The organism is Halovulum sp. GXIMD14794, assembly GCF_054457455.1.
The window spans coordinates 1-26,133 of sequence record NZ_JBTLNF010000007.1; the positions used below are offsets into that span (position 1 = coordinate 1).

Consider the following 26,133-nt stretch of genomic DNA (forward strand, 5'->3'; position numbering starts at 1 on the left):
GTTCCCGACCCGCCTCAGCGCCCTTCCGAGCACCTCGTCGCCGCCGGTGAGGGGTTATCTACGGATACCCACTCCGACTCGCAAGACCAAAATTCGCATTTCCGTCATTTTTTTTGGCAAGCCAGCTTAGCTTGCCGTCCGGAGCCTTGTTTTATTGGGGTTTCGGGCCTTCCGGAGCCTTCGAAAAGGTCGATAAAGGACGAGCAAGACCGCTGCGGAGAGGTAAAGTACCGGTTCCGCGGGCCAGGATTTTACCGCCCAAAGGTAATGCACCCCCGCCAGGATGGCCGCCGGGTAGACCAGCATGTGGATACGGTGCCAGCTCTGTGCCTTGAGACGTCGAACCATCGCATTGTTAGAGGTCACGGCCACTGGAATCAGCAGCAGAACCGCCAGCGCGCCCACCACCATATAGGGGCGCTTCACCAGCTCGGCGCCGATCTTGCCCCAGGCGAACTGCAGATCCAGCGTCACCCAGACCGTCACGTGCAGCAGCATGTACCAGAACGCCATCAGCCCGATCATTCGGCGAAACCGGATCAGGCTGACGCGGGTCTGGTGCAGCAGCGGGGTGATCAGCAGGCTCGCCAGGAACAGCTGCAGGGCGAACTTGCCCAGCTCGTGCTCCAGCGCGCGAACCGGCTCGGCGCCCAGCCCGCCGGTCAGACCCAGGTACAGCCACCAGGCGGCCGGGATGAATCCCAACACGTAGCCGGGCCACACCGGAACCTTGCGGAGCCACTGGTTGATCCGCATCGCCGTCGTCATCAGAAGAACCGCCGCAGGTCCATGCCGTCATAAAGGTGTCCGACCTCGTCGGCGTAACCGTTCAGCATGTCCGTATCGCGCCGCTTCGCCAGAAGCCCGCCGCCGACGATCCGCTCTTCGGCCTGGCTCCAGCGCGGGTGGTCCACCTGAGGGTTCACGTTGGCATAGAAACCGTACTCGTTCGGCGCCTGCACGTTCCAGCTGGTCGGAGGCTCGTCCTCGGTCAGCGTGATCCGCACGATCGACTTGATCGACTTGAAACCGTACTTCCACGGCACGACCAGCCGCAGCGGCGCACCGTTCTGGTTCGGAAGCTCCTCGCCATAAAGCCCGGTCGCCAGAATCGTCAGCGGATGCATCGCCTCGTCCAGACGCAGCCCCTCGACATAGGGCCAGTCCAGAAGCTGGAAGAACCCGCGCTGGCCGCGCATCTCGTCGGGGCGCACGACAGTTTCGAAAGCGACGTATTTCGCGGACCCCAGCGGCTCGGCCTTCTTCAGCAGATCGCCCAGCGGGAACCCGACCCAGGGGATCACCATCGACCAGGCCTCGACGCAGCGCAGTCGGTAGATGCGTTCTTCCTGCGTGGCGGGCACGATATCCTCGAGCGCGTGCTGCCCGGGGTTCGCCACCAGCCCGTCGATGGTCACCGACCAGGGCGCCGTCTTCAGCACGTGCGCATATTTCTTGGGGTCGGTCTTATCGAGGCCGAACTCGTAGAAATTGTTGTAGCTGGTCACCAGCTCCTTCGGCGTCAGCTCTCCGGGCGCCTCGCCCTGGAACTTGGTGTAGTCCAGCGCCCGCGCCTGTGGTGCGATCCCGGCAAGGGCCAGTGCACCCGCGCCGGCCATCAGCTGACGGCGGTTCAGGTAGACGTCCTTCGGCGTGATCTCCGAGGACCGGATCTTGGGGGCGTGTCTGATCAGCATGTTTCGTCCGCTCGTTGTTGGGGGTCCGGCAATCCTTCACCCTAGAATACGGAGATGAAACGTCATGTGGCTCACGTTTGCTCCATCGTCCCGTGCGCGGGGCGTTACCGGGCAGGCGCAACTCCCTGTACGCACCACACAATATCCCGAGTGCTTGGCGGGTAAACTGTTTGTGAGCAACCGGCCAATATTCCCGACCCATTAGCGCGATGCACCCGCCGGTCAAGGGCAACTTTTCCCGCAAATTACATGATCCGGACAATCCGACGCGACGTAGGTCTCCCCGTTATCAGCGCGCATCGAGCGCTTGATACCGAACGGACAACGTAAGGGAGACTTTGATGATCCGTCGCATGATCCTTTCCACCGGCGCAGCCCTGGGTTTTGCCGCGATGAGCCTGGCACCGGCCCACGCCGACGGCCACATGGCCGATATCGTCGACACCGCCGTCGAGGCCGGGAGCTTCGAGACCCTCGTCGCCGCCGTTCAGGCCGCCGGCCTGGTCGACACGCTGAAGGGCGAAGGCCCGTTCACCGTGTTCGCGCCCACCGATGACGCGTTCGCCGCGCTGCCCGAGGGCACCGTGGACGATCTGCTGAAGCCCGAGAACAAGGACCAGCTGGTTGCCGTGCTCACCTACCACGTGGTGCCCGGCAAGGTGATGTCGGGCGACATCGCCGGCCAGACCACCGAGGCCGAGACCGTGCAGGGCTCGACCGTGAGCATCGACGCCACCGACGGCGTCAAGGTCGACGGCGCGAACGTCGTCCAGGCCGACATCGAGACTACCAACGGCGTGATCCACGTCATCGACGCGGTGATCCTGCCCGAGTGATCGGGCGTACCGCACCTTGCGACAAGGCGGGGCGGCACAACCGCCCCGTTTCATAACATAAGGAACACGATCCATGCACCGCAGAACCATGATCAAGACCGCGATCTTCGGCGCCGCCGCCTTCACCCTGGCCGCATGCGGCTCCGGCCGGACCGAGGGGCCCGGCACGATCGTCGAGGTCGCCCAGGGCGCCGGCACGTTCAACACGCTGGTCGCCGCCGTCGGCGCTGCCGACCTGGCCGACACGCTTTCGGGCCCCGGCCCGTTCACCGTCTTCGCGCCGACTGACGCGGCCTTCGCCGCGCTGCCCGCTGGCACGGTGGACAACCTGCTCAAGCCCGAGAACAAGAACCAGCTGGTTTCGGTGCTGACCTATCACGTGGTCGCCGGCCAGATCGACGCCGCGGACCTGCCCGCCAACACCCGTTCGCGCGTGGCCACGGTGCAGGGCGAGTACATTCACATCGACACCCGCAACGGGGTGAAGGTGAACAACGCCAACGTCATCACCCCCGACGTCGCCGCCTCCAACGGGGTAATCCACGTCATCGACACGGTGCTTCTGCCGTAACGGCGCTTTTTGGGCGAGGCCTTCGGGGCCTCGCCCTTTCTGTTTTAGGGAGAAAGAACAAATGCCCAGCATCCTTGACGCCGCCCTGGCCAGCCCGGATCTCGAGATCCTCGTCTCGGCAGTCACCTATCTCGACACTGAACTGGACGCCGGCCTCGCCGCCGCGCTCGACGACCCGGACGCCGACCTGACGGTCTTCGCCCCGACCGACGCCGCCTTCGCCCAGCTTGCGGTGGATTCGGGCTTCGAGGGCGACACGTCCGACGAAGCAGCCGTGACCGGCTTCCTGGTCGCGACCTACGACGCCACCACGCTGGCCTCGGTCGTCACCTATCACGTTTCGGCCGGTGCCAAGACGCTCGAGGATGTGGTCGCAGCCGGTGCGATCGACACGCTCAACGGCGCCGACATCATCGTCAACGCGCCGACGCTCGTCGACAAGGAACCCGACCTGCTCGACCCGTCGGTGGCGACCGCCGACGTGATCGCCGACAACGGCGTCGTGCACATCATCGACCGTGTGCTGCTGCCGCTCGACCTGCCGGGCAACGACGCACCGACGCTTGCGGGCCTGCTGACCGAGGCCAGCGGCGACGGGTTCGACGATGACGGCGAGAACTTCGACACCCTGCTCGCGGCGCTCGACGCGACCGGCCTGACCGATGCACTGGACGATCCGGCGGCGGACCTGACGGCCTTCGCGCCCGATGACAACGCCTTCGCCGCGACCGCTGCCGCGCTCGGCTTCGAGGGCGGCACCGAGGCCGAGACCTTCGGCTTCCTCGCCAAGGCGCTGACCCTGCTGGGCGGCGGAGACCTCGGCGGCATCCTGACCAACGTGCTGCTGCATCACGTCACGCCCGAGTCGCTGCAGTCGAGCCAGGTCCTCGCCTCCGACGAGATCGAGACGCTGCTCTCCTCTTCGACCCCGGGCGTTCCGCCGCTGGGCGTGAACGGCGCGGCGCTGGTCGACGCCGATCCGGACCTGCCCGACGCGAACATCATCGCTGTGGACTTCCAGGCCTCGAACGGCGTGGGCCACGTGATCGACGGCGTGCTGCTGCCGGTCGACATCCTGGCCTCGGACGGCTCGAACGATGTCGACTTCCTGCTGCTCGGCGACGATGACGACACGGTCGGCCTGCGTCTCGACAACGACTATGTCGACGGCGCCGGCGGCAACGACCTGCTGCGCCTGGGCCGTGGCGACGACGTGGCGCTCGGCGGCCGCGGGGCCGACACGATCCACGCCGGCCGCAACGCCGACCTGGTGCTCGGCCAGGGCGGCAACGACACGCTCGACGGCTTCGGCGGGCGCGACACGCTGATCGGCGGCACGGGCAACGACATGCTGATGGGCGGCCGCGGTGCCGACATGTTCGTCTTCGCTGCCGGTGACGGCACCGACATGGTGATGGACTACCAGGACACCCGCGACATGATCGACGTCTCGGGCCACGGCGTCACCGATTTCGACGACCTGATGATCAGCCAGCCCGGCGCCAACACGCGGATCGACTTCGACAGCGGCGACCGCGTGATCCTCGTCGGTGTCGACAGCGCCGACCTCGACGCCGGCGACTTCCTGTTCGCCAGCGCCTGATCGGCGTACGGCGTTCGGGCGGGCCGCCGCCACCTCCCCCGGAGGCGGCCCGCTCGGCACCGTTTGGCAGCAAACCCTGCTTGCGCTAGGATCGCTCCGCGGCCCAGTTGGCCGGACGTGAGTAGGGGGAGTTCGCCATGCACCGCAGAACCGTCTTGCGCGGAGCCGCCGCAGCGGCGGCTCTGACCCTCGCAGGCTGCGCCAACCGCCGCCGGAACAGACAGGGGCCCGGCACCATCGTCGACGTGGCCCGCGCAGATGGCCGTTTCGCCACCCTGCTGTCCGTGATGGACACTGCCGGCCTGACCGCGACACTGACCGCACCCGGCCCCTTCACCCTGTTCGCCCCTACCGACACCGCCTTCGCGCAGGCCCCGCCCAATGCCGTCGACAGGCTCATGCAGCAGCAGAACCGCGCGCAGCTGGGCACGCTGCTGGCCTATCACGTGATCGCCGGGCGGATCGGGACGGCGGACCTGCCGCAAGGCCGGTCACGCATCGTCACGCTCCAGGGCAGCCCGCTGTCGCTCGACTGGAACGGCGTCCTTTTGCGCGTGAACGGCGCGCTGGCCCCCTCGACCAATATCGAGGCGTCTAACGGCCTGATCCACGCCGTCGACCAGGTGCTGCTGCCGTAATCCCACGAGAAAGGCCGGCCCGAACCCGGACCGGCCTTCACTACTTATATGTGGGCGCTGTTCGCGATCAGTGCACCGTCGCTTCGCGCGGCGCCTCGCTCGAGGCCGAGTGATCCCCGACCACAAGCTCGCCAGCCACCGCCGTCACCGGCACCGTATCGCCGTCCAGCACCTCGCCGCCCAGCAGCATCTCGGCCAGCGGATCCTGCACGGCCTTCTGGATCACCCGCTTCAACGGACGCGCGCCATAGACCGGATCGTAGCCCTTGTCGGCCAGCCAGGTCTGCGCGGCCTCGTCCACCTCGAGGCTGATCTTCCGCCCCGCCAGACGCTTCTCCAGGATACCCAGCTGGATATCCACGATCCCGTCCATGTCGCCCCGGCTGAGCCGGTCGAACAGCACGATCTCGTCCAGGCGGTTCAGGAACTCGGGGCGGAAATGCGCCCGCACCGCGTTCATCACCTGCTCCCGCGCCGAGACGCTGGCCGCCCCTTCGGGCAATTCGCTCAACGCCTGGCTGCCGAGGTTCGAGGTCATGATGATCAGCGTGTTCTTGAAGTCCACCACATGGCCCTGCCCGTCGGTCAGCCGACCGTCGTCCAGAACCTGCAGCAACACGTTGAACACGTCCGAGTGCGCCTTCTCGACCTCGTCGAACAGGATCACCTGATACGGACGCCGCCGCACGGCCTCGGTCAGCACGCCGCCCTCGTCATAGCCGACATAGCCCGGAGGCGCGCCGATCAGGCGGGCGACCGCGTGCTTCTCCATGAACTCCGACATGTCGACACGGGTCATCGCGGTGTCGTCGTCGAACAGGAACTCGGCCAGGGCCTTGGTCAGCTCGGTCTTGCCGACGCCGGTCGGGCCCAGGAACAGGAAACTGCCCATCGGCCGGTTCGGATCGTTCAGCCCGGCGCGCGCCCGGCGGACGGCGTTCGACACGGCGGTCACGGCTTCCTTCTGGCCGATCACCCGCTTGCCGATCTCGTCCTCCATGCGCAGCAACTTGTCGCGCTCGCCTTCCAGCATCTTGTCGACCGGGATCCCGGTCCAGCGCTCGACCACGGCGGCGACATGCTCCGGCAGCACGGCCTCTTCGACCATGACATCCGACTCCTCCGCCGCCTCGGCCTCGGCCAGGCGCTTTTCCAAGCCCGGGATGATGCCGAACTGCAGCTCACCGGCCTTGGCGAGGTTGCCTTCGCGCTTGGCCTGGTCCAGCTCGGCGCGGCTGCGGTCCAGTTGCTCCTTGATGTCGCGCGCACCGGCCAGCTTGTCACGCTCGGCCTGCCACTGCGCGGTCATCTCGGCGGACTGCTCCTGCAGCGTCGCCAGTTCCTTCTCCAGCGTGGCCAGACGGTCCTTCGACGCCTCGTCGGTTTCCTTCTTCAGCGCCTCGGCCTCGATCTGCTTCTGCATGATGTCGCGGTCGAGCGCGTCCAGCTCCTCGGGTTTGCTGTCCACCTCCATCCGCAGGCGGCTGGCGGCCTCGTCCATCAGGTCGATGGCCTTGTCCGGCAGGAAGCGGTCGGTGATATAGCGATTTGACAGCGTCGCGGCAGACACCAGCGCCCGGTCACTGATCCGGATGCCGTGGTGCAGCTCGTACTTCTCCTTGATACCGCGCAGGATCGAGATCGTGTCCTCGACCGTCGGCTCCGAGACCAGCAACGGCTGGAACCGCCGCGCCAGCGCCGCGTCCTTCTCGACATGCTTGCGGTACTCGTCCAGCGTCGTCGCACCGATACAGTGCAACTCACCCCGCGCCAGCGCGGGCTTGAGCAGGTTCGAGGCATCCATCGCCCCGTCCGCCTTGCCGGCACCGACCAGCGTGTGCATCTCGTCGATGAACAGGATGATCTCCCCAGCGGCGTTGGTGACCTCGTTCAGAACCGCCTTCAGACGCTCCTCGAACTCGCCCCGGTACTTCGCACCGGCGATCAGCGCCCCCATGTCGAGCGCCATCAGCTTCTTGTTCTCAAGGCTCTCCGGCACGTCGCGGTTCACGATCCGCAGGGCCAGCCCCTCGGCGATCGCGGTCTTGCCGACGCCCGGCTCACCGATCAGCACCGGGTTGTTCTTGGTCCGGCGCGACAGGATCTGCATCGCGCGGCGGATTTCCTCGTCGCGGCCGATGATCGGGTCGATCTTGCCGTTCGCCGCGGCCTCGGTCAGGTCGCGCGCGTATTTCTTCAGCGCCTCGAACGTATCCTCGGCACTGGCGCTGTCTGCCGTGCGGCCCTTGCGCAGATCGTTGATCGCCTCGTTCAGGGACTGGGCAGAAACGCCGCCCTCGGTCAGCGCATCCTTCGCGCCCCCCTTCACGACCGCCAGCGAGGTCAGCAGACGCTCGACGGTGACATAGCTGTCGCCCGCCTTCTCGGCCAGTTTCTCGGCCTCGGCCAGCACCTTGCCGGTCTGCTGGTCCATGTAGATCTGCCCGCCTTCGACCTTGGGCTGCTTTTCAACAGCCTCGTCGACGGCGCCCTTCACCCGCGCCGGATCGCCGCCCGCGCGCTTGATGAGGTTCGCGGCCAAACCCTGATCGTCATCCATCAGGGCCTTCAGAAGATGTTCGGGAACGAAGCGCTGGTGGCTTTCGCGCATCGCAATGGTCTGGGCGGCCTGCACGAAACCACGCGACCGCTCGGTGAACTTCTCAAAGTTCATGTCACTCTCCGTTTCAGCGCCCCGGTTCCTGCGCCTTCAATGAAGCACGCGCTGCCGGGACCTCGGGTTGGTTCTGCTGAAGATATGGGCAGTGACAAACCCGTGAACAAGTCGCTGAGCGCCGGATTTCCCCGCTTTCAAGGATTTCCGTCCAGCCCTATCCTGACCGGACCGAGACCGGGGGAACATCATGACGAGGCTTGTGGAAATCCATAATCGCAGTACCTGGGGCGACATGCTCGAAGGTCAGCCGCAGCACCTATTGATGGCGCTTCTGATGGGCTACGGGGCCTGGTCGCTGCTGGTCTGGATGCCCGAAGAGCCCAAACGCCTCGGCCTCGACACGACCGGCTGGGCGCAGCTTTCCATCCTGCTGGCCCTGCTGCACCAGATCATGGTCGCCGCGGTGTTTCGGCTGCAATTGCACCGCAACGTAATGACGCGCCTCTTCGGCGCGCGGGACATGAAGATCTGGGGCCTGATGTTCTTCCCGCTGCTGATCGCCCGGCCGCTGACCGTCATCATGACCGGCTGGGCCGACACGGTTCCCATCGGCCTGCCGCGCCCGGTCGAACTGACGCTCGGACTTATCCTCGTCGCGGTCTCGCTCTGGGTGATGTACAGCGTCGCCGCCTACTTCACCTTCCCCCGCGCCCTGGGCGGAGACCACTTCCGCCAACGCTACGCCGAGATGCCACTGGTCGACCGCGGAGCCTTCCGCGTCACCGGCAACGCCATGTACGGCCTAGGCTTCCTCGGGTTCTGGGGGATCGCGCTGCTCTTCGGCTCGTGGAACGCGCTCGTCGTGGCGCTGTTCCAGCACGCCTACATCTGGGTGCACATGTACTGCACCGAACAGCCCGACATGGACTGGATCTACGGCAACCGCTGAGAAAAGGGGCGGCCCGAAGCCGCCCCGATCCATGTCACTGGGTCGCCGCCGGAGCGGTCTCTTCCGGCACGCCCTCGGTCGCCGGGGCGCCCGCTTCGGGAGCCTCCGCCGGGTTCGACGGCACCTCGGTCGGCGCGACGGCATCGCCCTCGAGCGGCGCTGCGTCCGGCTGCACGACCGGCGCGCCGTCCAGCGCCGGCTCGTTCACCGGGGCAACCATCTCGTCATCGCCTCCGGCAAATACCAGAAGCAGCGCGAGGATCACCACCACGGCGGCGATCGCGGCGATCATCACGCCGGACTTGCTGGACTTGGCGCCATAGGGCGCGGCGGGACGCCCGTCGGTGGTTTCGTACCCCGGGCGCGGATTGGTGTGCTGACGCACGATTTCGCGTTGGTCGACCATGTCGTCCTCCTCTCACATGCCCGAAAAACGCCGCCCCGGCACAGCCTGTTCCCGCACCCTTGCGCAGCCGCCTCCCTTGCGCGAAAACCCGCCCAAACCGCAGGAGAAGCCGCATGCCCAACGCCGATGATCGCCTGATCGTGGCCCTCGACCGCCCCGACGCCCTGTCGAACCTCGATCTTGTGCAGCAGCTCGGCGGCTCGGTCGGCTTCTACAAGATCGGCCTCGGCCTGCTGACCGGAGGCGGGCTGGCCCTTGCTGACGAACTCAAACAGGGTGGCAAGCGGATCTTCCTGGACCTCAAGCTCTTCGACATCCCGGCGACCATCGCCGCGGCGGTCCGGGGCGTGGCGCAATATGACCTCGACCTGCTGACCGTCCACGGAGACCCGTCCGTCGTCGCCGCCGCCGCCGAGGGGCGCGGCAGCCGCCCGACCCGGATCATGGCGGTCACCTTCCTGACCTCCGCCGACCGCGAAGACCTCGACGACATGCTGATCCAGGCCGGAGACATCGCCGAGCTGACCACCGAACGCGCCGCCCGCGCGCTCGACGCCGGGGCCGACGGCGTGATCGCCTCCCCGGCCGAGGCGGCGGCGATCCGCGCCCTGCCTCAGGCGAAGGGCAAGCTGATCGTCACCCCCGGCGTGCGGCCCACAGGCAGCGCGCAGGGTGACCAGAAACGCATCGCCACGCCCGCCGACGCGATCAACGCAGGCGCCGACCACATCGTCGTCGGCCGCCCGATCCACGCCGCGCCCGATCCCCGCGCGGCAGCCGAAGCGATCCTCACCGACCTGCCCAAACGCGGTTGACGCAACACCACGCGCCGTTAACCAAACTCTGCCCATGCTGCCGGTCCCGCCACCAAGGACCGGACCCATGACGCACGAGATCACCCTCCTCCCGCTCGCCCATATCGACGACCACATCCTGGTCCGCGACCGCCTCGCCCTCGACGAGGAAGAGATGCGCGAGCTCAAGCACTCCATCTTCACCGGCAGCCTGCGCCAGCCGATCGAGGTGTTCGAACTGACCGAACCGGGCCGCTACGGGCTGCTCTCGGGCTACCGCCGGATCACCGCCTTCCGCGAATTGCTGGCCGAGGGCTGGACCGAGGTCGACGCGATCCCCGCCTTCATCCGCAAACCCCGCGAGGTCGCGCAATTCTACCGCGAGATGGTCGAGGAGAACGAGATCCGCGCCCAGCTCACGCCCTGGGAACGCGCGATGATCGCCGTACAGGCGGTGGACCGGGGGCTCTTCGGCTCCATCGACGAGGCGGTGGACGCGCTCTACAAGGTCGCCAACCCCACCAAGCGCAGCCGGATCCGCGCGGTGGCGCAGGTGATCGAACACCTGGGCGAGCACATGCTGCACGGCCGCGAGCTGACGCTGACCCAGTGCCTGCGCCTCTCCACCGCGATCCGCCAGGGCTTCGCCGAGGTGATCGACGCCGCGCTCGAGACTCTGGCGCACCGCAACGCCGGCCGCGAATGGGAGGTGATGCGCCCCTACGTCGAAGAGGCCGAGGCGATGCTGCGCGAGCGCCCCGACGTCCCCGAAACCCGCCCCGGCCGCCCGCGCCGCGTGGTGCACCTGAAACACAACCTCGTGCTGCGGCGAGAGCGCTGCGCGGACGGCTTCATCCTGAAGTTCACCGGGCGCGGAGCGGACGCGCACCTCGTCGAACTGGCGATGGACCACATCGAGGGGCTGTTCGGGACGGGGTGAGTCGACTGCTCTCCTAAGCCCGCAAAAGCACACGCAGAGCACGAGTAGTGAAACCATCCACCCACCGACTCGGCAAACTGCCGATCCAACTTGAGATTGCACATGCGCAGCCCCATACTCCTAGGGCGTCAAGTTGCATTCACGTTTTGTTTAATGGGTTGACTTAAAAATCAATGCACACCATTTTGGATCAACGGGTCACTGAGGGTGAGCTTATCTTGTGGGAACCCACCTTGGAGGGAGACCCCCATGAGCGAACGCTTCTGATAACGGCGGAGGTAGACGCAGAGATGTGCCCGGATACATGGGAAGACCAGAGTTACGGCCATCGACTCGCGCAACTGGCGGCTGACTTCGACCGATTTGTAATCGGCGACATGATACCAGTTGGCATGACACCCTATGAAAAGGAGGACAATGCATTCCTCGCGAGAATAGATCCGCCGGAGTACGGGATATGGGCAATTCGGAGTGTGGCTCCAAAACCCAGCATTAGAGTGCTGGGCGCCTTCTGCGATACAGATACCTTCATCGCCCTCGCGATAAGAGACAGGGCATCATTAGGCGGAAGGAAGGATATCCGCTGGGCGAGGGCACGCGAGAACGCCATCGCTATCTGGTCCGCCCTCTTCCCCGGACACAACCCACATGCGGGAGCAGACCTCAATGACTTCATTTCGGAAAAAGCTATCGCCGTCTAAGCCAGTGAAGGGACAAGCAATCCCTCTCACCACCCTCTCATATGTAAAAACCCGAAATAAGAACAAGGCTCACAGCCACGTTTTGTCCCTATTTCAGGAAAGCGGGCTTACCAAGAGAGAGCTCGCAGCGATGCTGAATAAGAAACCCGAGCAGATTACTCGCTGGCTTGGCGGCCCAGGCAACATGACGCTGGATACTCTTAGTGAACTTATTTTCGCTTTGAGCGGAGAATTCATAAGGGTTTCTCAGAGTGACGATCTATCGAAACCAAAGAGCAATAGACAAGGGCCTGAGTGGTTAACCGTTCGCAGTCCTCGTCGCACAAAGATCGCAGAGAAGCAGGCGAATCCCTACACTCACTATGAAGTTCACAGAGAGGCTGATGATGACGAAAAAGTCCAGTTCGAGCTCCGAAGCACCTCAAGAGAAACGAAAGAGCTACTCTCGATCCCATGATTTCAAATACATCCCATCCGATGCTCTAAATGTTGGAATTTCAGATAGCGGCCTAAAGATAATATTTGGCATAGAAGAGGAAGGCGAAGAAGTTACTCAGCTTGTGGGTGTGCAGATGAATCACCAAATGGCGCTACTATTAAGCAATGCGCTGAAAAACGCGATACATCATTACGAAGAAAAGTCAGGAAACAAAATATCCTTACCGGACGCGGAGAATATTACACAAGACTGAAAAAGCATGTAATTGTTTCATTGTGGGGCTTTGCCCCACTTTTTTTGCTTCACCCTTTCCCATTTCGTATGTCTGCAATAAGATGAAGGGACTCGCAACAACAACCGAGGATGGCATGACGCGCCTGCAAAGCGCCATTACGACCCTTTGGGACTTTCTCAACCCTTCCGAACCTTCGACGCTCTACCTGGCCGGGTTCCTGGCCTTCGCCCTGGCGGCCTTTGGTGCCGGGCTTCTTATCGGGCAGATCTGACCCGTTTCCGCCTCGACCGCCCCGCCTGCGCACGCTGACAGGCCGCGCGGTCCCGGCGGCGCCCTTCACGACACAGGCCGCACCTGTCCCTGACGTAACGTCACGCGGTCACGGGGCTTCCGTACGCGTAAACCCTCCCCATCTATTTATCATGATAAATTTCAGGGAAGGGATCGACCGATGACTCGTATCACCGCTGCCACCGCGACCGTGTGGGACAAGCTGAACCCGTCCGAGCCGGACACCGCCTATCTGGTCAGGTTCATGGCCGTGGCCCTGACCGTCTTCGCGATCGGTCTGGGGATCGGTCATTTCTAGGCGATGCGGGCGCGCTCACGGTGCGTCCAGACCCCCGAAAATCGCCGTTTACGAAGTTTTCACCCTCTTTTCACGTTAAATATCATGCGCTTAAGGGGGTTTTCACGATGAAATCCCCGATTTTCACCGGATTTCAGCCCCTCTCGCGTCCGCCCCGCGACGAGCATAGAATGCCGCCATGGAAACGCTCTGCCGCGATTGCTGCACCCTGGTCACGCCTGCTCCCGGCAGCAGGCGCTGCCCCTCGTGCCGCTCTCCCCGGCTGACCTCGCACCCCGAGCTGACGCAGCTTTCCATCGCGCACATGGACTGCGACGCCTTCTACGCCACCGTGGAAAAGCGCGACGACCCCAGCCTGCGCGACAAGCCGGTCATCGTCGGCGGCGGCAAGCGCGGCGTCGTTTCGACCTGCTGCTACATCGCCCGGATCCGCGGCGTCCGCTCGGCCATGCCCATGTTCAAGGCCCTGCAACTCTGCCCCGAGGCTGTCGTCGTGAAACCCCGCGGTGCGGTCTACGTCGAGGTCTCCGGCCAGATCCGCCAGATGATGGAGGCCCTGACCCCGGTGATCGAGCCGCTCTCGCTGGATGAGGCGTTCCTGGACCTCTCCGGCACCGCCCGCCTGCACGGCGCCCCGCCCGCCGTCCTGATGGCAAGGCTGGCCAAGCGGGTCGAGACCGAGCTGGGCATCACCGCCTCGGTCGGGCTCAGCCACAACAAGTTCCTCGCCAAGATCGCCTCGGACCGCGACAAGCCCCGCGGTTTCACCGTGATCGGCAAGGCCGAGACCGAGGCTTTCCTCGCCACCCAGCCCGTCGGCGTGATCTGGGGCGTCGGCGCCGTCACCCGCGAGAAGCTGGCCGGCGACGGGATCCGCACCATCGCCGACCTGCTGACCCGCGACCGCAAGGCCCTTGCAGCCCGCTACGGCCAGATGGGTGACCGCCTCTGGCGCCTTGCACGGGGCCAGGACAGCCGCAGGGTTTCATCGCGCAACACCGTGAAGGGACTGTCGAACGAGACCACCTTTCACGAGGACACCACCGATCCAGACCTGCTGGACGGCCACCTCTGGCGGCTTGCGGACAAAGTTTCCTCGCGCCTGAAGGCCAAGGACCTCGCCGGACGCGTCGTCACGCTGAAACTCAAGCGCCACGACCACCGCCTGCTGACCCGCCGCCACGCCCTCGACCAGCCCACCCAGCTGGCCGGCGTGATCCACGCCACCGCCGCGCCCCTGCTGCGAAAATCCCTGCCCGAAGGCCCGTTCCGCCTGCTCGGCGTCGGCCTCTCGGACCTGACGTCGGGGGACCTCGCCGACCGCGAATCGGACCTGCTCGACCCAAGCGCCCGCAGCCGCACCGAAGCCGAGCGGGCGACGGACCGGATTCGGGCCAGATTCGGCGAGGATTCCATCGTGAAAGGGCGGGCGCTGAGCTGACTCTCAGACGTGAATTGTTCACCCGCTGGGCATCATGACTGTTTTTCGCGCAGCCGTGGCGGATTCGCACCGGGTTGCACGATTATCAGGCGACGCCCGTTGACTTTGCTGCGCTGCGACATAAATCTGAAGTCGTTGATGCGCTGCATCACGCGCCCATTCCCGGGCGTTTCCTCCCTAGACTTGGGCCGTGCTTCTGCACGGCCCTTTTTTCTTTCCCGCCCACCCGGTCGGATCCTTGACCTCGCTCAAATGCCCTTCACCCGCGGAGTGGTACGATTAACCCTGCCGGGCCAGCCGGTTGCGGCGTGGGGGCTGTTTTGGGGGAGGCCAAGATGAGAGTGTTGTTGCCGGGACTTTGTGGTGGGCTTTTGTGGGCGACGACCGCGCTTTCGCAGGGGTATGTCGGTGACCTTGCGATACAGGACGAAGATGTCGCGCTCGGAGAGGCCCAGTACTCGCCTTTCCTCGACCAGTCCTACCCGAGCCGGGTGTTCTGGGGCGACACGCATCTCCATACCTCCTATTCGACCGATGCGGGCATGGTCGGAAACACGCTCGGCCCGGACGAGGCGTTCAAGTTCGCACGCGGCGAGAAGGTACGCGCCTCGATCGGGCAGTACGCCCAGTTGGTCCGCCCTCTGGATTTCCTCGTCGTCGCCGATCATGCGGAGAACCTCGGCCTTGCACCGATGATCGCCGAATCCAATCCCGCGCTGCTTGCCAGCGCGTGGGGACGCAACGTTCATGACCTGGTGAAGTCGGGCAATCCGCTTGCGGCCTATGTCGAGTGGGGCACGGCGATGATGGCCCTTCAGGATCCGATCGACGACGACGACCTGACGCGCACGATCTGGAACCGGATCGTGAACAGCGCAGAGCAGTTCAACGAGGCGGGCGTGTTCACGGCGCTGCACGGCTTCGAGTGGACCTCCAGCTACGAGGCGAACAACCTGCACCGGATCGTCATGTTCCGGGACGATGCCGACAGGGTCGAAGGCCTTGTTCCATTTTCCAACTACGACAGCAGCGATCCGGAGGATCTCTGGGACTGGATGGAAGCCTATGAGGAGAATACCGGCGGACGGGTTATGGCGTTTCCGCATAACGGGAACCTCTCGAACGGCCTGATGTTCGACGACCAGCGCCTTAACGGCGAACCCATAGATGTCGACTATGCCGAACGCCGGATGCGGTGGGAGCCGCTCTACGAAGTCACCCAGATCAAGGGCGATGGCGAGACCCATCCGATGCTCAGCCCGAACGACGAGTTCGCGGACTACTACAATTGGGACCGCGGAAACTTCGGAATGGGCCTGAAGACGCCTGACATGCTACCGCGGGAGTATGCGCGGCAAGCCCTGGCCCGGGGATTGAAATTCGAGGCCGAGATCGGTGCCAATCCCTTCAAGTTCGGCATGATCGGATCGACCGACAGCCACACGTCGCTCGCCACCACGCGGGAGAACAATTATTTCGGCAAGGCCTCTCCGGCAGAGCCCGGGACCGGTGCGGAGCGCTACGAGGAATTCATCATCCAACCGGACTTCCTCGGGGAAGAAGTCGCGATCCGTCATTACGAGACGCTGGCAGCGGGGCTTGCCGCGGCCTGGGCGCGGGAGAACACGCGCGAGTCGATCTGGGACGCGTTCAAGCGGAAGGAAGTCTACGCGACCACCGGCTCGCGGATCACGGTGCGGGTGTTCGCCGGCTGGGATTTCGAACCGGAGGAAGTACACCGCCCGGACTTCGCCGAAACCGGCTATGACCGGGGCGTGCCGATGGGCGCCGACCTGTTCGCCGGTCCCGAGGGCGCCGCGCCCTCGTTCATGGTGCGCGCCCTGCGCGACCCGGACGGGGCGAACCTCGACCGGATCCAGATCGTGAAAGGCTGGGTCGATGCCGACGGAGAGCCTCGGACCAAGGTGTTCGACGTCGCATGGTCCGGCGACCGGGAGCCCGACGCGGACGGAAACCTGCCGCCCGTAGCGAGCACCGTGTCCGGCGCGGACTTCACCAACACGACCGGGGCCGCCGTTCTTGGCGGGCATTGGGTCGACCCGGAGTTCGATCCGGCGCAGCGGGCCTATTACTACGTGCGCGTGCTGGAGATCCCGACACCGTCGTGGCTGGCCTACGACGAGGCGTTCTACGGCCCGCTCGATCTGCCGGACAATGCAGTGATGGTGCAGCAGGACCGAGCGTACACGTCGCCGATCTGGTATTCGCCCGAAGCAGGCTGATCCGGCGCGAGGGCGCGGGTGGCGGTTATTCCGCGGCCAGCGGCGGCGCGGCGTCCTGAAGCCGGGCGAGACCCGCGACCACCGCGTCGATCCGGGCCGCGACATCGGCGTGCCCGGGCAGCAGCGTCATGCGGCGCTCGTCCATGTAGATCGCGCGGTCGATCTCAACCTGGAGCGCATGCACACCGCGGGCGGGGCGGCCGTACTGCTGGGTGATGTACCCGCCCGCGAACGGGGCGTTGCGGGCGACGACGAAGCCCTGCTCCTGGAACAGCGCCGCTGCCGAGTCGATCAGCCAGCGGCCGCAGGCGGCGCCGAAGCGGTCGCCCAGAATCACCTCGGGCCGCTGGCCGCGCACCAGCGGCGCGGCGTTCAGCGCGTCATGCGGCATGGAGTGGCAGTCGATCAGGATCGCGTAGCCGAAAGTCTCGCGCTGCTGGCGCAGGAGCGAATCCAGTTGGCTGTGGTAGGGGTGATATCCGTGTCGGAGCCGCCGGAACGCCTCGCGCAGGGGGATCTTGCCAGAGCGGATCGGCCGCCCCTCGGCCACCACGCGGGGAATCACCCCAAGGCCCGCTGCCACCCGCGGATTGGTGCCGCGCCGCTGCGCGCCGACGATCAGCGCGGGGTCCAGCTCGTCCGCGCCGCGGTTCAGGTCCACGTAGGCACGCGGCAGTGTCGCAGCCAGCAAGGGCGCGCCGTGATCCGGCGCGGTGGCGAACAGGCGGTCGACAAACGCATCCTCGGACGAGCGGATGCTCATTGGATCGAGATCGGTTGTCGCCAGAAATTCAGCCGGATACCGGTCGCCGGAATGGGGAGAGCTGAACACCGCCGGAGACGTCCATTCGACGGGCTCGCGCAGGATGAAGGCTCTCGACAACGGCTGCTCTCCGCTCTGTGTGTTGGCTGAGGAGAGTAGTGCAAACATCCGGATGGCAAAAGGGCTTGAACCCCCCGGCGCATGTTATTATACGAACGGCTCACACCGGGTCGCGAACGTGGCCGGGTCAGAAGTTTCGGGCGTATAGCTCAGCGGGAGAGCACTTCGTTGACATCGAAGGGGTCACTGGTTCAATCCCAGTTACGCCCACCATTATCCAAGACGCCGGTCCCGCGGCGCTGAACGTAACCAAGGCGCAGGCAAGTCCGCGCGCCGCATGACAGGAGAGAGGCCATGAAGGTCAGAAACTCGCTTCGCTCCCTCAAGCAGCGCCATCGCGATTGCCGCGTGGTGCGCCGCAAGGGCCGCGTATACGTGATCAACAAGACCCAGCGCCGGTTCAAAGCCCGCCAGGGCTGAACCCCGCAAGGGACGAGATTCGGAAAGGCCGCCTTCGGGCGGCCTTTTTCGTTTGCGCTAGCGGGCGTAGCGGTCCCGGATGTCCTCGGACAGCTCGTTGGAGCGATGCAGCCTGTAGCCTGCGAAAACCTTGCCGTCATCGACGGTCAGGCGCATCTCCTGACCGCCGACGAGCAGATCCTCGAGAATGCCGAGCGGTGGAATGGCGTCGAGCGGGACGCGGAAGGCGATGGAGCGGGGCGACTCGGAGGGCAGCAGAAATGGGATCGCGAGATCGCCGAACAGGCTCTGCGCCGGGCCTTTGGCGCCGGGAAGTTCGAGCCGGAGGTTGATGTCCTTGCCGCTTTCGAGACTCTCGTAGACTTCGTCGAACGAGTAGTACTCGTCGTACTGGCTGAGCACGATCAGCCCTTCGTCGCGGTCGAAGGTCACGCTGGCATGGCGGCTGTCGTCGATCCACATGTCCGCAAGGCCCTGCACCGGCACCGCAAGCAGCAGTGCCAGGAGAAGCGGAAACGTCGGTCTGTGCATGGTGTCGCGGATCGCTTTCCTGCGGAACGTGGATCGCCAGCGTAGGACCGGCCGCGCAGGCAGGCAACACGTTCTGAAGGCGCGGCGAATCGCCTTAGAACCGCTGGCGCACTCCGAGCACCACGGCGTTGGAACTGCCATCCGCCTCGAACGTGCCATAGGCGTTGGAGCGGTGGTGCAGCCGGAGGAACAGGTCCCGCTTCGGCCCCATCCCATCGAAAGCGGTTTCGAGGTACCAGTAGGCCAGAACCGTCTGTGTCTCGCCCTGGCGCTCGATCTCGAAGCTGGGATCGTCGCTGGCAATCGACACCCCCAGACCGCCCGCGAAACTGCGAATCGGGCCATATTCGCCATCCGGCGTGTAGCGTAGGTTCAGCGGAATGAAGTTCACCGCAAAATGGTTGTTGCTGCCGAAATGGCCGACGATCTGACCCTCGATCCCGTAAGAGACCTTGCGCCAGAGTTGCCAGTCGAGCGCACCCGCGACGCCCGCCAGCGCGGCGTCACCGAAATCGGTCGTCCACGGCTCGATGAGCACTTCATTGTAGTTGTTGTAGATCTGGATCCCGGCGAAGCCCGAAATGCTGGGCACCGGCTCGGCCGTCGCAGTCTGGGCGATGCTCAGAGGAAGGGAGGCGGCCGCAAGCCAAAGTCTAGCCAGTCGATGCATGGAGATCGTTCACCTTCGCAAGTACGCCCCGGCGCATAGGGTCGGGGCGTCAGTCTAATCAAGTTCTTTCCCGTGAGACTGTGGTCAATGGTCACGATAGCGCCGATCCGGCGCACGAGGTCATTCCTCGCGGATCGCGGCCTTCACCTTCTCAACGAGCTCCGGCGTCGCCTCGAGCCCGTGCGCCTCCTTGGCGTGGGCAGCGGCCGCCTGCAGGATCTCGTCCTCGGTTTCGGCCTTTGCCTGGAAGCTGCACCCGGGCATCAGGTCACCGCACTTCAGCACCTTGGTCATCGCGAACCCCTCCGATCGTTACCATGCGGGCGGGAGCATAGCACATCGGGGCCGAATCCGGATCATCCGCCGCCGGCGATGATCAGGCGCTGCACGGTGGCGGTGTTGAAATAGCCGGTCGGTGTCAGCCCCGAGCGGGCCTGGAAGGCAGCAACGGACTGCCGGGTCTGCCGGCTGATCACCCCGTCGGTCGCGCCCGGCGAGAAGCCCATCGCCATGAGGCGCTTCTGGAGTTCGGCCACGCTGGCGGTGGTCAGTTCCAGCCCGACCTCGATCTCGCGGTAACGGGCGACGCGCTCGGCAGTTTCGGCGGCGGTCTCCAGCGTTTCCACTCGGTCGCGGGCGCGCGACGCGAAGCGGCCATCCCCCCAACGGCGCAGAAAGGTGCGGTAGGCCTCGAGCGTGTCGACCTCGCGGGCGGCATCCCAGGCGACGCGCTCTTCATCGGCAGATGCGGCGGGGGTGGCCTGCGGCGCGCTGCCGCCAAGCCGCAGCAGGTCGGTAACGAGGCCGGCGAAGGCGACGCCCTCGTTTCCACCGATCTCGACCGCAGCGAGATTGCCGCCCAGCATCGGGCCGGTCAGCACCCGGTCCACATCCGCCGGCGCACCGCTCATCAGCAAGACACCTTGCGGAATGTCGATCCCGCTGCCGTCGGGCCCGTCGGGCAGGCCCAGCGCCAGCAGGCTGCGCCCGGGCCGCTGCCCCGCGAGCGCGGTGAAAAGCGGCATCGGCACGCCTTGGGTAAGCAGTTCTGCCGCGCTGTCCCCTGCGGCTCCAGCGGGCAGCAGCACCGTCAGCCCCGCCGCAGCCGCGACGCGTCCGGTCAGGTGCAGCACCAGACGGTCAGCCTCGGCGGCGGTCGGCTCGAAGCGAGTCAGCAGGTCGGCCAATTCGGCGCGGTCAGGGTCCAGCGCCTCGGTCACGTCGTATCCGGCGGCGCGGAAGGCCTCGACCACGGCGGTATGGCGGGCGGGTGCCCCGGCGGCGCTGTCGGAAAGGATCAGCGCAAGATCCGCCGCGTGCACGGGGCCGAGCAGGCCAAGCCACAGAGCCGCCGCGCGCCAGATCGTCCGAAACCGTGCCATGCCTGCCCTCGCCCTTGTTCTCATGCCGCACGAAACCCGCCGGGCCGCGGGGCTGTCAAGCTTTTGGGAAGGCTGGCAGATGTTCAATCGAGGTTGCGGGTCAGCAGAGGGACGGCTTCCAGAAGCTCGGGCGCGCGCCATACGATCAGCGCACCGCCGATGAAGATCGCCGGCAGGAACCACAGGCCGAACGCGTTCAGCCCCACCGCCAGGAACAGCGCCAGCGCGCCCCAGATCACCACCGGGTCGTTGCCCGTGCTCCGATCCATTCGCGGAAGCAACGCGCGCAGCAGAGCGTAAGTCAGTAGCGCAAGCGCCAGAACCATGACGGGGGCCAGCAGGAAATAGGCCCAACCCAGCCAGAAGCGCAGGAACAGGATCAGGTAGGCCAGCAGACCCGCCGTCACTATTGTGCGCGGGCTGAGGGTCTCGTCCTCGCGGAACAGCCAGTTGGCGATTTGGTCCATGTCTCAGCTCCGTGCTGCGCGGCGATAGCGCCAGATCCCCAGCCCCAGCGCGCAGAGCGCCGCGGCGATGGACAGGACCGGGCCGTTTCCGAAGTGAACGACGACGTAGTAGGTGTCGTGATAGGCATCGCGTGCGGGCGCGAGGGGACCGATCCCCGCGACCCACATGTGGTAGAGCAACAGCGCAGGCCAGCTGAGCGCCGCCAGGTACAGCGCCCATTGCAGTATGCCCAGGACTCGGTCCAGATTGGCCATGCGGCCGCAAGCTCCCCCATTGCCTGGGCCCGATATTAACCGGATGCGGCGGCCCCCGGGCAAGCCCGTTGGTGGCACCGGCGGGGTCATGCGAAACTTTTTTCGCACGCCCGCCAAGGATCGAGCGGCCGGGCCGCGTCGAAGGAACATGAGGATGGAGCCGAGCGACGCGGCATTGGTGAGAGAGGCGCTGGCCGGGGACGCCGGGGCCTTCGGTGTGCTCGTCGCCCGGCACTATGACCGCATCTACCGCGTCGCTTGGCGGGTGCTGGGCACCCAGGCGGATGCCGAGGACCTTGCGCAGGACGTCTGCGCGGCGCTGCCCGGCAAGCTGGAAGGTTTTCGGGCCGAGGCGCGGTTCACCACATGGCTGCACCGGGTCGTCGTGAACGCCGCGCGGGACCGGCTGCGTCGACACGCCTCGCACTCCCGCGCCGCCGAGGGATGGGGCGATGTCGAGGCGCTGCGCCGGGACGAAGCCCGGCAGGCCGCCGATCAGCAAGAGTGGCTGATCGAGGCGATGACCGCCCTGCCCCCCGAACTGCGCGAGACCGTCACGCTGGTGCTGGGCGAGGATATGACACATGCCGAGACCGCCGACGTTCTGGGCGTCTCGGAAGGAACCGTCAGCTGGCGCATGAGCGAGGTTCGCAAACGCCTGCGCAAGCTGGCCGAGGAGGAACGGGCATGACCGATCCGCTGGACGATCTGAAGAAGGCGCTGAAAGCACAGCAGCCGGCCCCGCGCGAGGAGGCCCGCGCCGCCGCCCTGCGCGCGGCCGCCGAGGCCTTTGCAGAAAAAAATGCATCCGCCGTCCAAGGAACGGCGGGCGTGGTGCGTCCCACTCAGGACCGACCCGAAAGGCGGGCCGGATTCTGGACGGGAGTTCGAACCATGTTTGCCAACCTGACGCAGCCGCGCATCCTGATGGGCACCAGCGCCCTTGCCACCGTCGCCATTGCCGTGGCGATTACTCAGAACCTGCCGCTGGGCGGATCGTCGATCTCGCCCGCGGACCTGACCGACGAGGTAAGCGAGGCTGCCCCGCGCCCGGTCGCCACCGAGCGGGCCGATGCGGATGGTGCGCGCCGCGCAACGGAGCAGCCTGCCCAAGTCGCCCGTGAAGAAGCCGTCGAGGAGCAGTTGGCGCCTTTGGCCGAGGCCGAGGCCGATTTCGCCGATGATGCGGCCGTTGCCGGGGCCGTCGCCGGTCTGGCCGAGAGCCGCTCGCGCGATATGGCTGTTGCACCTCTGCAGATGCCCGCCCCCGCCGCGCCTCCTGCCACCGCAGAGCGCCAGCTTGGCAAGATGCAGTCCGGCCCAGTCTTCAGCTTCGTGCCGATGGACGAACCCGCCCCGGTGATGGAGCGCGACACCGAGCGTTACCCCGAAGCCAGCCCGAACCCGCTGAAGCTGGTGGCGGACGAGCCGGTCTCGACCTTCTCGATCGACGTGGACACGGCCAGCTACGCGGTCGTGCGGTCCTCGCTGAACGCGGGGCAGATGCCGCCGCGCGATGCCGTGCGGGTCGAGGAGATGATCAACTATTTCGACTATGCCTACCCCGCGCCGGAAAGCCGCGAGGTGCCGTTTCAGACCTCGGTCTCGGTCGCGCCGACGCCGTGGAACGACGGCACGCAGCTGCTGCACATCGGCATTCAGGGCTATGACATCGCACCTGCCGAGCGGCCGCCGCTGAACCTGGTGTTTTTGATCGACACATCGGGGTCGATGGAAGATCCGCGCAAGCTGCCGCTGCTGGTGAAGTCCTTCGGGCTGCTGCTGGACACGCTGGACGAGCGGGACACGGTCGCCATCGTGACCTATGCCGGGTCCGCCGGGCTGGTGCTGGAGCCGACCGCCGCGTCGGACAAGGTGACGATCCTGAACAGCCTGGACAAGCTCGCCGCGGGCGGCTCGACCGCCGGGCAGGCCGGGTTGCAGCAGGCCTATCAGGTGGCCGAGCGGATGACGCAGGATGGCGAGGTCAGCCGGGTGATCCTGGCGACGGACGGCGATTTCAACGTCGGCCTGTCGGACCCCGAGGCGCTGAAGGACTTCGTGGCCGAAAGGCGCGACGACGGCACCTACCTGTCGGTGCTGGGCTTCGGGCGCGGCAACTATGACGACGCGATCATGCAGGCGCTGGCGCAGAACGGGAACGGCACGGCGGCCTATATCGACACGCTGGCCGAGGCGCAGAAGGTCCTGGTCGAGGACGTGACCGGCAGCCTGTTCCCCATCGCCGACGACGTGAAGATTCAGATCGAGTTCAATCCCGCCCAGATCAGCGAATACCGCCTGATCGGCTATGAAACCCGCGCGCTGAAGCGCGAGGACTTCAACGACGACACCGTCGACGCGGGCGAGATCGGCGCGGGCCACACGGTCACGGCGCTCTACGAGATCACGCCGGTCGGGTCCTCGGCCGAGCGGATCGGCGGGCTGCGCTACCAGTCCGAGCCGCAGCCGGTGGTGGACGAAAGTGCGGAGTATGCCTTCCTGAAGCTCCGGTACAAGCTGCCGGGCGAGGATACCTCGGCGTTGATCGAGACGCCGGTGCTGCCGGACCGGCAGGATATCGCGCCCGAAGAGACCCGCTTTGCCGCCGCCGTCGCGGGTTTCGGGCAGATGTTGCGGGGCGAGACACTGCCCGGCTGGACCTGGGACGACGCGCGGGAACTGGCGGCGGAGAACCGGGGCGAGGATGCTTATGGCTATCGTTCAGAATTGCTGAGCCTGATCCGCATAGCGGATGCGCTGAAGTAAGCCACCCGACCTGCCCGCCCGAACTGTGGCGGGCAGGTCACTTCTCACACTTCCGGCAAAGAATCATTTCCCGATTCGCGGATTCGCCTGTAAGCGGACCGCATCGCAACACCCGAAGAAGGAGGGGGCACATGACAACCATGCTTTTCCGCCCCCTTGGGTCGGATCTCACGGGCCGACACCGGCACACCTGCTGAATTGCCGGTGTGCCAGGCCAAGCGCCCGGCACCGAATTCCCGACATTCCGCTTTTTCGAGGACCGCACGCCTGAGCCGCGGCGGATGATTGCGATGAACAACTCCATTTCCCGGCCGCTGGCCGGTTCCGACCTGATCGATGCCGCCATCGCGCAAAACGGCGCGGGCCAGGTGCTCGTCGCCGCGCTGCGGGCGTTGCTGGCCAAGCCCTCTGCGCCCAAGCTGCGGGCCGAGACACTGCCGCCTTACCTGCAACGGGACATCGGGCTGGCCCCCGGCGGTCGCCCGAAACGGGGGCCGTAAGCAAAAAGGCCCGCCGAAACCGGCGGGCCTTCCATCATCTTCGGGCCATCATCTTCGGGACGCGATCAGTTCGCAGCGTTCTCGATCGCCGGAGCCTGACCGATCTCGATCTTCCGGGGCTTGAGCGCCTCGGGCACTTCGCGGACGAGGTCGACATGCAGCAAGCCGTTCTCGGTCACGGCGCCGGTGGCGCGGACGTGATCGGCAAGCTGGAACCGGCGCTCGAAGGCGCGGGTCGCGATGCCGCGGTGCAGGAAGTTACGCTCGCCGTCCTCGGCTTCCTTCTTGCCCGAGATCACGAGCTGGCCGTCACGGGCCTCGATGTTCAGATCCGCATCGGTGAAGCCGGCCACCGCGAGGGTGATGCGATAGGCGTTATCGCCGGTCTTCTCGATGTTGTAGGGCGGGTAGGTCTGGCCGCCGACGTCGTTCGTCAGAACGCTGTCGAGGACGTTGGCCAAGCGGTCGAAACCGACGGTCGACCGGTAAAGCGGGGTGAAATCGTAGGTGCGCATAAGTGCATCCTCCTTCAGAAGCGATACAAGTAACAGCGGGCCTTCCGATCTGGACAGACCCTTGTTTCTGCAGCCGAACCCGTCAGCGGCGTCCGGCTATCGCTTATGTGGGGAGGGGGATTTCGGGGGTCAAGACCCCCTGACGCCTAGCGTGTGATCTGTGGCAGGCGGCCCGGCTGACCGGTGCCGGAACGGCCCAGCTGGCTGGCGATCGAGGCACGCTCGCCCTCGGGCTTGACCTGCAGCGAGCGGAACACCGGGTCTGTCACCGCAAGCTGTTGCAGCAGCGAATCCAGCGGCGCGCCCAGCGAGGCGGCGAGCGAGACGTCCTGTTCGCGCCAGTTGGCCATTGCCGACATAACCGAGGCGATCTTTGGCCCGGTCGAGGATTGCACGAAAACCGGCGAGCCCGAGGCGCCGAAGGTCACGGCGCAGGACATCACCAGCACGTCGCCGCGCTCGTCCAGAACCTCGCAGGCATCCTGCAGCGAGGGCGCATCCTCGCGCCCGGCGGCATAGGAGACGACCATGTAGTTCGCATCCGTCGGCGGGCTGACATAGCGTTCGAACGGGATGACGGTGGCGTCGCGGATCGGACGCTCAAGCTCGATGATCGCGACATCCGATGCGACGCGCTTCATCTTGTCGTCATCGTCGTAGTTGTAATTCTCGTGCACGATGAACCGCCGCGCGCGGCGGCTGGCGGTGGCGCGGCCGTTGCGCAGGCCGGCGCGGAAGACGATGCGGCCCGGGTCGTACATCTCGCCCGAGCGGCGCGAGAACACGCAGTGCGCGGCGGTCAGCACGTGAAGCTCCGAGATCAGCGCGCCGGTGCAGAAGCCGGACTTGTCCAGATCGAGCCGCCCGACAGCCTGCCAGGCGCGCGCCTCGTCCGCGTCGCTGAGCGTCCTGAGACCCGACGGCTCCTCCGCCATCGCGCCCGCACCCAGCGTCCACGCGACCAAAGCCAGCGCCAGCCTTCCGATCATCTTGAGCCCTCGTCCGGTGTTCTTGTTTCGAGCATCACCTTTACCGGCAAATG

General features: G+C 65.8%; 30 protein-coding genes and 1 tRNA gene. 18 read left to right on the forward strand and 13 right to left on the reverse strand.

What is annotated here, in order from left to right; translation table 11 throughout:
* Positions 1-126: 126 nt before the first annotated feature.
* Positions 127-768, reverse strand: coding sequence for a protein-methionine-sulfoxide reductase heme-binding subunit MsrQ (gene msrQ / locus ACW9UR_RS17210; RefSeq protein ID WP_458918287.1), 642 nt, complete (start codon positions 766-768; stop codon positions 127-129).
* Positions 768-1,697 carry a protein-methionine-sulfoxide reductase catalytic subunit MsrP gene (gene msrP, locus ACW9UR_RS17215; RefSeq protein WP_458918288.1) on the reverse strand — a complete coding sequence of 310 codons (930 nt, stop codon included), beginning with the start codon at positions 1,695-1,697 and terminating at the stop codon, positions 768-770. Before msrP ends, msrQ begins: the two co-directional genes overlap by 1 nt.
* 341 nt (positions 1,698-2,038) lie before the next feature.
* On the opposite strand from msrP, the gene ACW9UR_RS17220 reads away from it, so the two are divergent.
* The 4 genes from ACW9UR_RS17220 (at position 2,039) to ACW9UR_RS17235 (ending at position 5,345) form a co-directional block, all read left to right on the forward strand.
* Positions 2,039-2,533: a fasciclin domain-containing protein gene (locus ACW9UR_RS17220; protein WP_458918289.1), complete on the forward strand. Its 495-nt coding sequence runs from the start codon at positions 2,039-2,041 to the stop codon at positions 2,531-2,533.
* Positions 2,534-2,606: 73 nt separating this feature from the next.
* The gene (locus tag ACW9UR_RS17225; RefSeq protein WP_458918290.1) at positions 2,607-3,104 is read left to right on the forward strand and encodes a fasciclin domain-containing protein; all 498 of its coding nucleotides are present in this window, start codon (positions 2,607-2,609) and stop codon (positions 3,102-3,104) included.
* Between the two features lie 61 nt (positions 3,105-3,165).
* Complete coding sequence (locus tag ACW9UR_RS17230) at positions 3,166-4,707, forward strand: fasciclin domain-containing protein (RefSeq protein WP_458918291.1); 1,542 nt, start codon at positions 3,166-3,168, stop codon at positions 4,705-4,707.
* Between the two features lie 137 nt (positions 4,708-4,844).
* Positions 4,845-5,345, forward strand: coding sequence for a fasciclin domain-containing protein (locus ACW9UR_RS17235; RefSeq protein ID WP_458918292.1), 501 nt, complete (start codon positions 4,845-4,847; stop codon positions 5,343-5,345).
* Positions 5,346-5,412: 67 nt separating this feature from the next.
* Here ACW9UR_RS17235 and clpB read toward each other — a convergent pair whose 3' ends face one another.
* Entirely contained in the window at positions 5,413-8,019 is a 2,607-nt protein-coding gene (gene clpB / locus ACW9UR_RS17240; protein WP_458918293.1) for an ATP-dependent chaperone ClpB, read from the reverse strand.
* 190 nt (positions 8,020-8,209) lie between these two features.
* Between clpB and ACW9UR_RS17245 the strand changes: the two genes are divergently transcribed.
* Positions 8,210-8,911: a PEMT/PEM2 family methyltransferase gene (locus ACW9UR_RS17245; RefSeq protein ID WP_458918294.1), complete on the forward strand. Its 702-nt coding sequence runs from the start codon at positions 8,210-8,212 to the stop codon at positions 8,909-8,911.
* A 34-nt stretch (positions 8,912-8,945) separates the two neighbouring features.
* Here the strand turns inward: ACW9UR_RS17245 and ACW9UR_RS17250 are convergent, their stop codons facing one another.
* A complete protein-coding gene (locus ACW9UR_RS17250; protein WP_458918295.1) occupies positions 8,946-9,317 on the reverse strand; it encodes a hypothetical protein in 372 nt (123 codons plus the stop codon).
* Between the two features lie 113 nt (positions 9,318-9,430).
* Between ACW9UR_RS17250 and pyrF the strand changes: the two genes are divergently transcribed.
* The 8 genes from pyrF (at position 9,431) to ACW9UR_RS17290 (ending at position 16,699) form a co-directional block, all read left to right on the forward strand.
* On the forward strand, positions 9,431-10,132 hold the full coding sequence (gene pyrF, locus ACW9UR_RS17255) for an orotidine-5'-phosphate decarboxylase (protein ID WP_458918296.1): 702 nt from the start codon (positions 9,431-9,433) through the stop codon (positions 10,130-10,132).
* Positions 10,133-10,199: 67 nt separating this feature from the next.
* A complete protein-coding gene (locus tag ACW9UR_RS17260; protein ID WP_458918297.1) occupies positions 10,200-11,051 on the forward strand; it encodes a ParB/RepB/Spo0J family partition protein in 852 nt (283 codons plus the stop codon).
* 233 nt (positions 11,052-11,284) lie between these two features.
* The gene (locus ACW9UR_RS17265) at positions 11,285-11,752 is read left to right on the forward strand and encodes a hypothetical protein (protein WP_458918298.1); all 468 of its coding nucleotides are present in this window, start codon (positions 11,285-11,287) and stop codon (positions 11,750-11,752) included.
* 383 nt (positions 11,753-12,135) lie between these two features.
* Entirely contained in the window at positions 12,136-12,444 is a 309-nt protein-coding gene (locus ACW9UR_RS17270) for a hypothetical protein (protein ID WP_458918299.1), read from the forward strand.
* Positions 12,445-12,559: 115 nt separating this feature from the next.
* Positions 12,560-12,697, forward strand: coding sequence for a hypothetical protein (locus tag ACW9UR_RS17275; protein ID WP_458918300.1), 138 nt, complete (start codon positions 12,560-12,562; stop codon positions 12,695-12,697).
* Between the two features lie 180 nt (positions 12,698-12,877).
* A complete protein-coding gene (locus ACW9UR_RS17280) occupies positions 12,878-13,015 on the forward strand; it encodes a hypothetical protein (protein WP_458918301.1) in 138 nt (45 codons plus the stop codon).
* 178 nt (positions 13,016-13,193) lie between these two features.
* Positions 13,194-14,456: a DNA polymerase IV gene (locus ACW9UR_RS17285; protein WP_458918302.1), complete on the forward strand. Its 1,263-nt coding sequence runs from the start codon at positions 13,194-13,196 to the stop codon at positions 14,454-14,456.
* A gap of 335 nt (positions 14,457-14,791) precedes the next feature.
* Positions 14,792-16,699 (forward strand): DUF3604 domain-containing protein, encoded by a 1,908-nt coding sequence (locus tag ACW9UR_RS17290; protein WP_458918303.1) that lies wholly within the window; start codon positions 14,792-14,794, stop codon positions 16,697-16,699.
* A 25-nt stretch (positions 16,700-16,724) separates the two neighbouring features.
* Here ACW9UR_RS17290 and ACW9UR_RS17295 read toward each other — a convergent pair whose 3' ends face one another.
* The gene (locus ACW9UR_RS17295; protein WP_458918304.1) at positions 16,725-17,582 is read right to left on the reverse strand and encodes an N-formylglutamate amidohydrolase; all 858 of its coding nucleotides are present in this window, start codon (positions 17,580-17,582) and stop codon (positions 16,725-16,727) included.
* 138 nt (positions 17,583-17,720) lie between these two features.
* On the opposite strand from ACW9UR_RS17295, the gene ACW9UR_RS17300 reads away from it, so the two are divergent.
* Positions 17,721-17,795: transfer RNA gene (locus tag ACW9UR_RS17300), tRNA-Val, on the forward strand.
* 81 nt (positions 17,796-17,876) lie between these two features.
* Positions 17,877-18,002, forward strand: a complete 126-nt coding sequence (gene ykgO / locus ACW9UR_RS17305; RefSeq protein ID WP_010141322.1) for a type B 50S ribosomal protein L36 — start codon at positions 17,877-17,879, stop codon at positions 18,000-18,002.
* Between the two features lie 57 nt (positions 18,003-18,059).
* On the opposite strand, the gene ACW9UR_RS17310 is transcribed toward ykgO, so the two are convergent.
* The 6 genes from ACW9UR_RS17310 to ACW9UR_RS17335 all read right to left on the reverse strand — a co-directional run bounded on the left by ACW9UR_RS17310 (position 18,060) and on the right by ACW9UR_RS17335 (position 21,307).
* Positions 18,060-18,533, reverse strand: coding sequence for a hypothetical protein (locus ACW9UR_RS17310; protein ID WP_458918305.1), 474 nt, complete (start codon positions 18,531-18,533; stop codon positions 18,060-18,062).
* Positions 18,534-18,627: 94 nt separating this feature from the next.
* Positions 18,628-19,203, reverse strand: coding sequence for a hypothetical protein (locus ACW9UR_RS17315; protein WP_458918306.1), 576 nt, complete (start codon positions 19,201-19,203; stop codon positions 18,628-18,630).
* A gap of 120 nt (positions 19,204-19,323) precedes the next feature.
* On the reverse strand, positions 19,324-19,497 hold the full coding sequence (locus tag ACW9UR_RS17320) for a DUF1059 domain-containing protein (RefSeq protein WP_458918307.1): 174 nt from the start codon (positions 19,495-19,497) through the stop codon (positions 19,324-19,326).
* A 62-nt stretch (positions 19,498-19,559) separates the two neighbouring features.
* Positions 19,560-20,585 carry a peptidoglycan-binding domain-containing protein gene (locus ACW9UR_RS17325; protein ID WP_458918308.1) on the reverse strand — a complete coding sequence of 342 codons (1,026 nt, stop codon included), beginning with the start codon at positions 20,583-20,585 and terminating at the stop codon, positions 19,560-19,562.
* Positions 20,586-20,668: 83 nt separating this feature from the next.
* Positions 20,669-21,052, reverse strand: a complete 384-nt coding sequence (locus tag ACW9UR_RS17330; protein ID WP_458918309.1) for a hypothetical protein — start codon at positions 21,050-21,052, stop codon at positions 20,669-20,671.
* A 3-nt stretch (positions 21,053-21,055) separates the two neighbouring features.
* On the reverse strand, positions 21,056-21,307 hold the full coding sequence (locus tag ACW9UR_RS17335; RefSeq protein WP_458918310.1) for a hypothetical protein: 252 nt from the start codon (positions 21,305-21,307) through the stop codon (positions 21,056-21,058).
* A gap of 154 nt (positions 21,308-21,461) precedes the next feature.
* Between ACW9UR_RS17335 and ACW9UR_RS17340 the strand changes: the two genes are divergently transcribed.
* The 3 genes from ACW9UR_RS17340 to ACW9UR_RS17350 all read left to right on the forward strand — a co-directional run bounded on the left by ACW9UR_RS17340 (position 21,462) and on the right by ACW9UR_RS17350 (position 24,576).
* Entirely contained in the window at positions 21,462-21,998 is a 537-nt protein-coding gene (locus ACW9UR_RS17340) for an RNA polymerase sigma factor (RefSeq protein ID WP_458918311.1), read from the forward strand.
* Positions 21,995-24,076 carry a vWA domain-containing protein gene (locus tag ACW9UR_RS17345; RefSeq protein ID WP_458918312.1) on the forward strand — a complete coding sequence of 694 codons (2,082 nt, stop codon included), beginning with the start codon at positions 21,995-21,997 and terminating at the stop codon, positions 24,074-24,076. Before ACW9UR_RS17340 ends, ACW9UR_RS17345 begins: the two co-directional genes overlap by 4 nt.
* 290 nt (positions 24,077-24,366) lie before the next feature.
* Positions 24,367-24,576, forward strand: coding sequence for a hypothetical protein (locus ACW9UR_RS17350; protein ID WP_458918313.1), 210 nt, complete (start codon positions 24,367-24,369; stop codon positions 24,574-24,576).
* A gap of 65 nt (positions 24,577-24,641) precedes the next feature.
* On the opposite strand, the gene ACW9UR_RS17355 is transcribed toward ACW9UR_RS17350, so the two are convergent.
* Positions 24,642-25,091 (reverse strand): Hsp20 family protein, encoded by a 450-nt coding sequence (locus tag ACW9UR_RS17355; protein ID WP_458918314.1) that lies wholly within the window; start codon positions 25,089-25,091, stop codon positions 24,642-24,644.
* Between the two features lie 146 nt (positions 25,092-25,237).
* A complete protein-coding gene (locus ACW9UR_RS17360) occupies positions 25,238-26,080 on the reverse strand; it encodes a trypsin-like serine peptidase (RefSeq protein WP_458918315.1) in 843 nt (280 codons plus the stop codon).
* Positions 26,081-26,133: the final 53 nt, after the last annotated feature.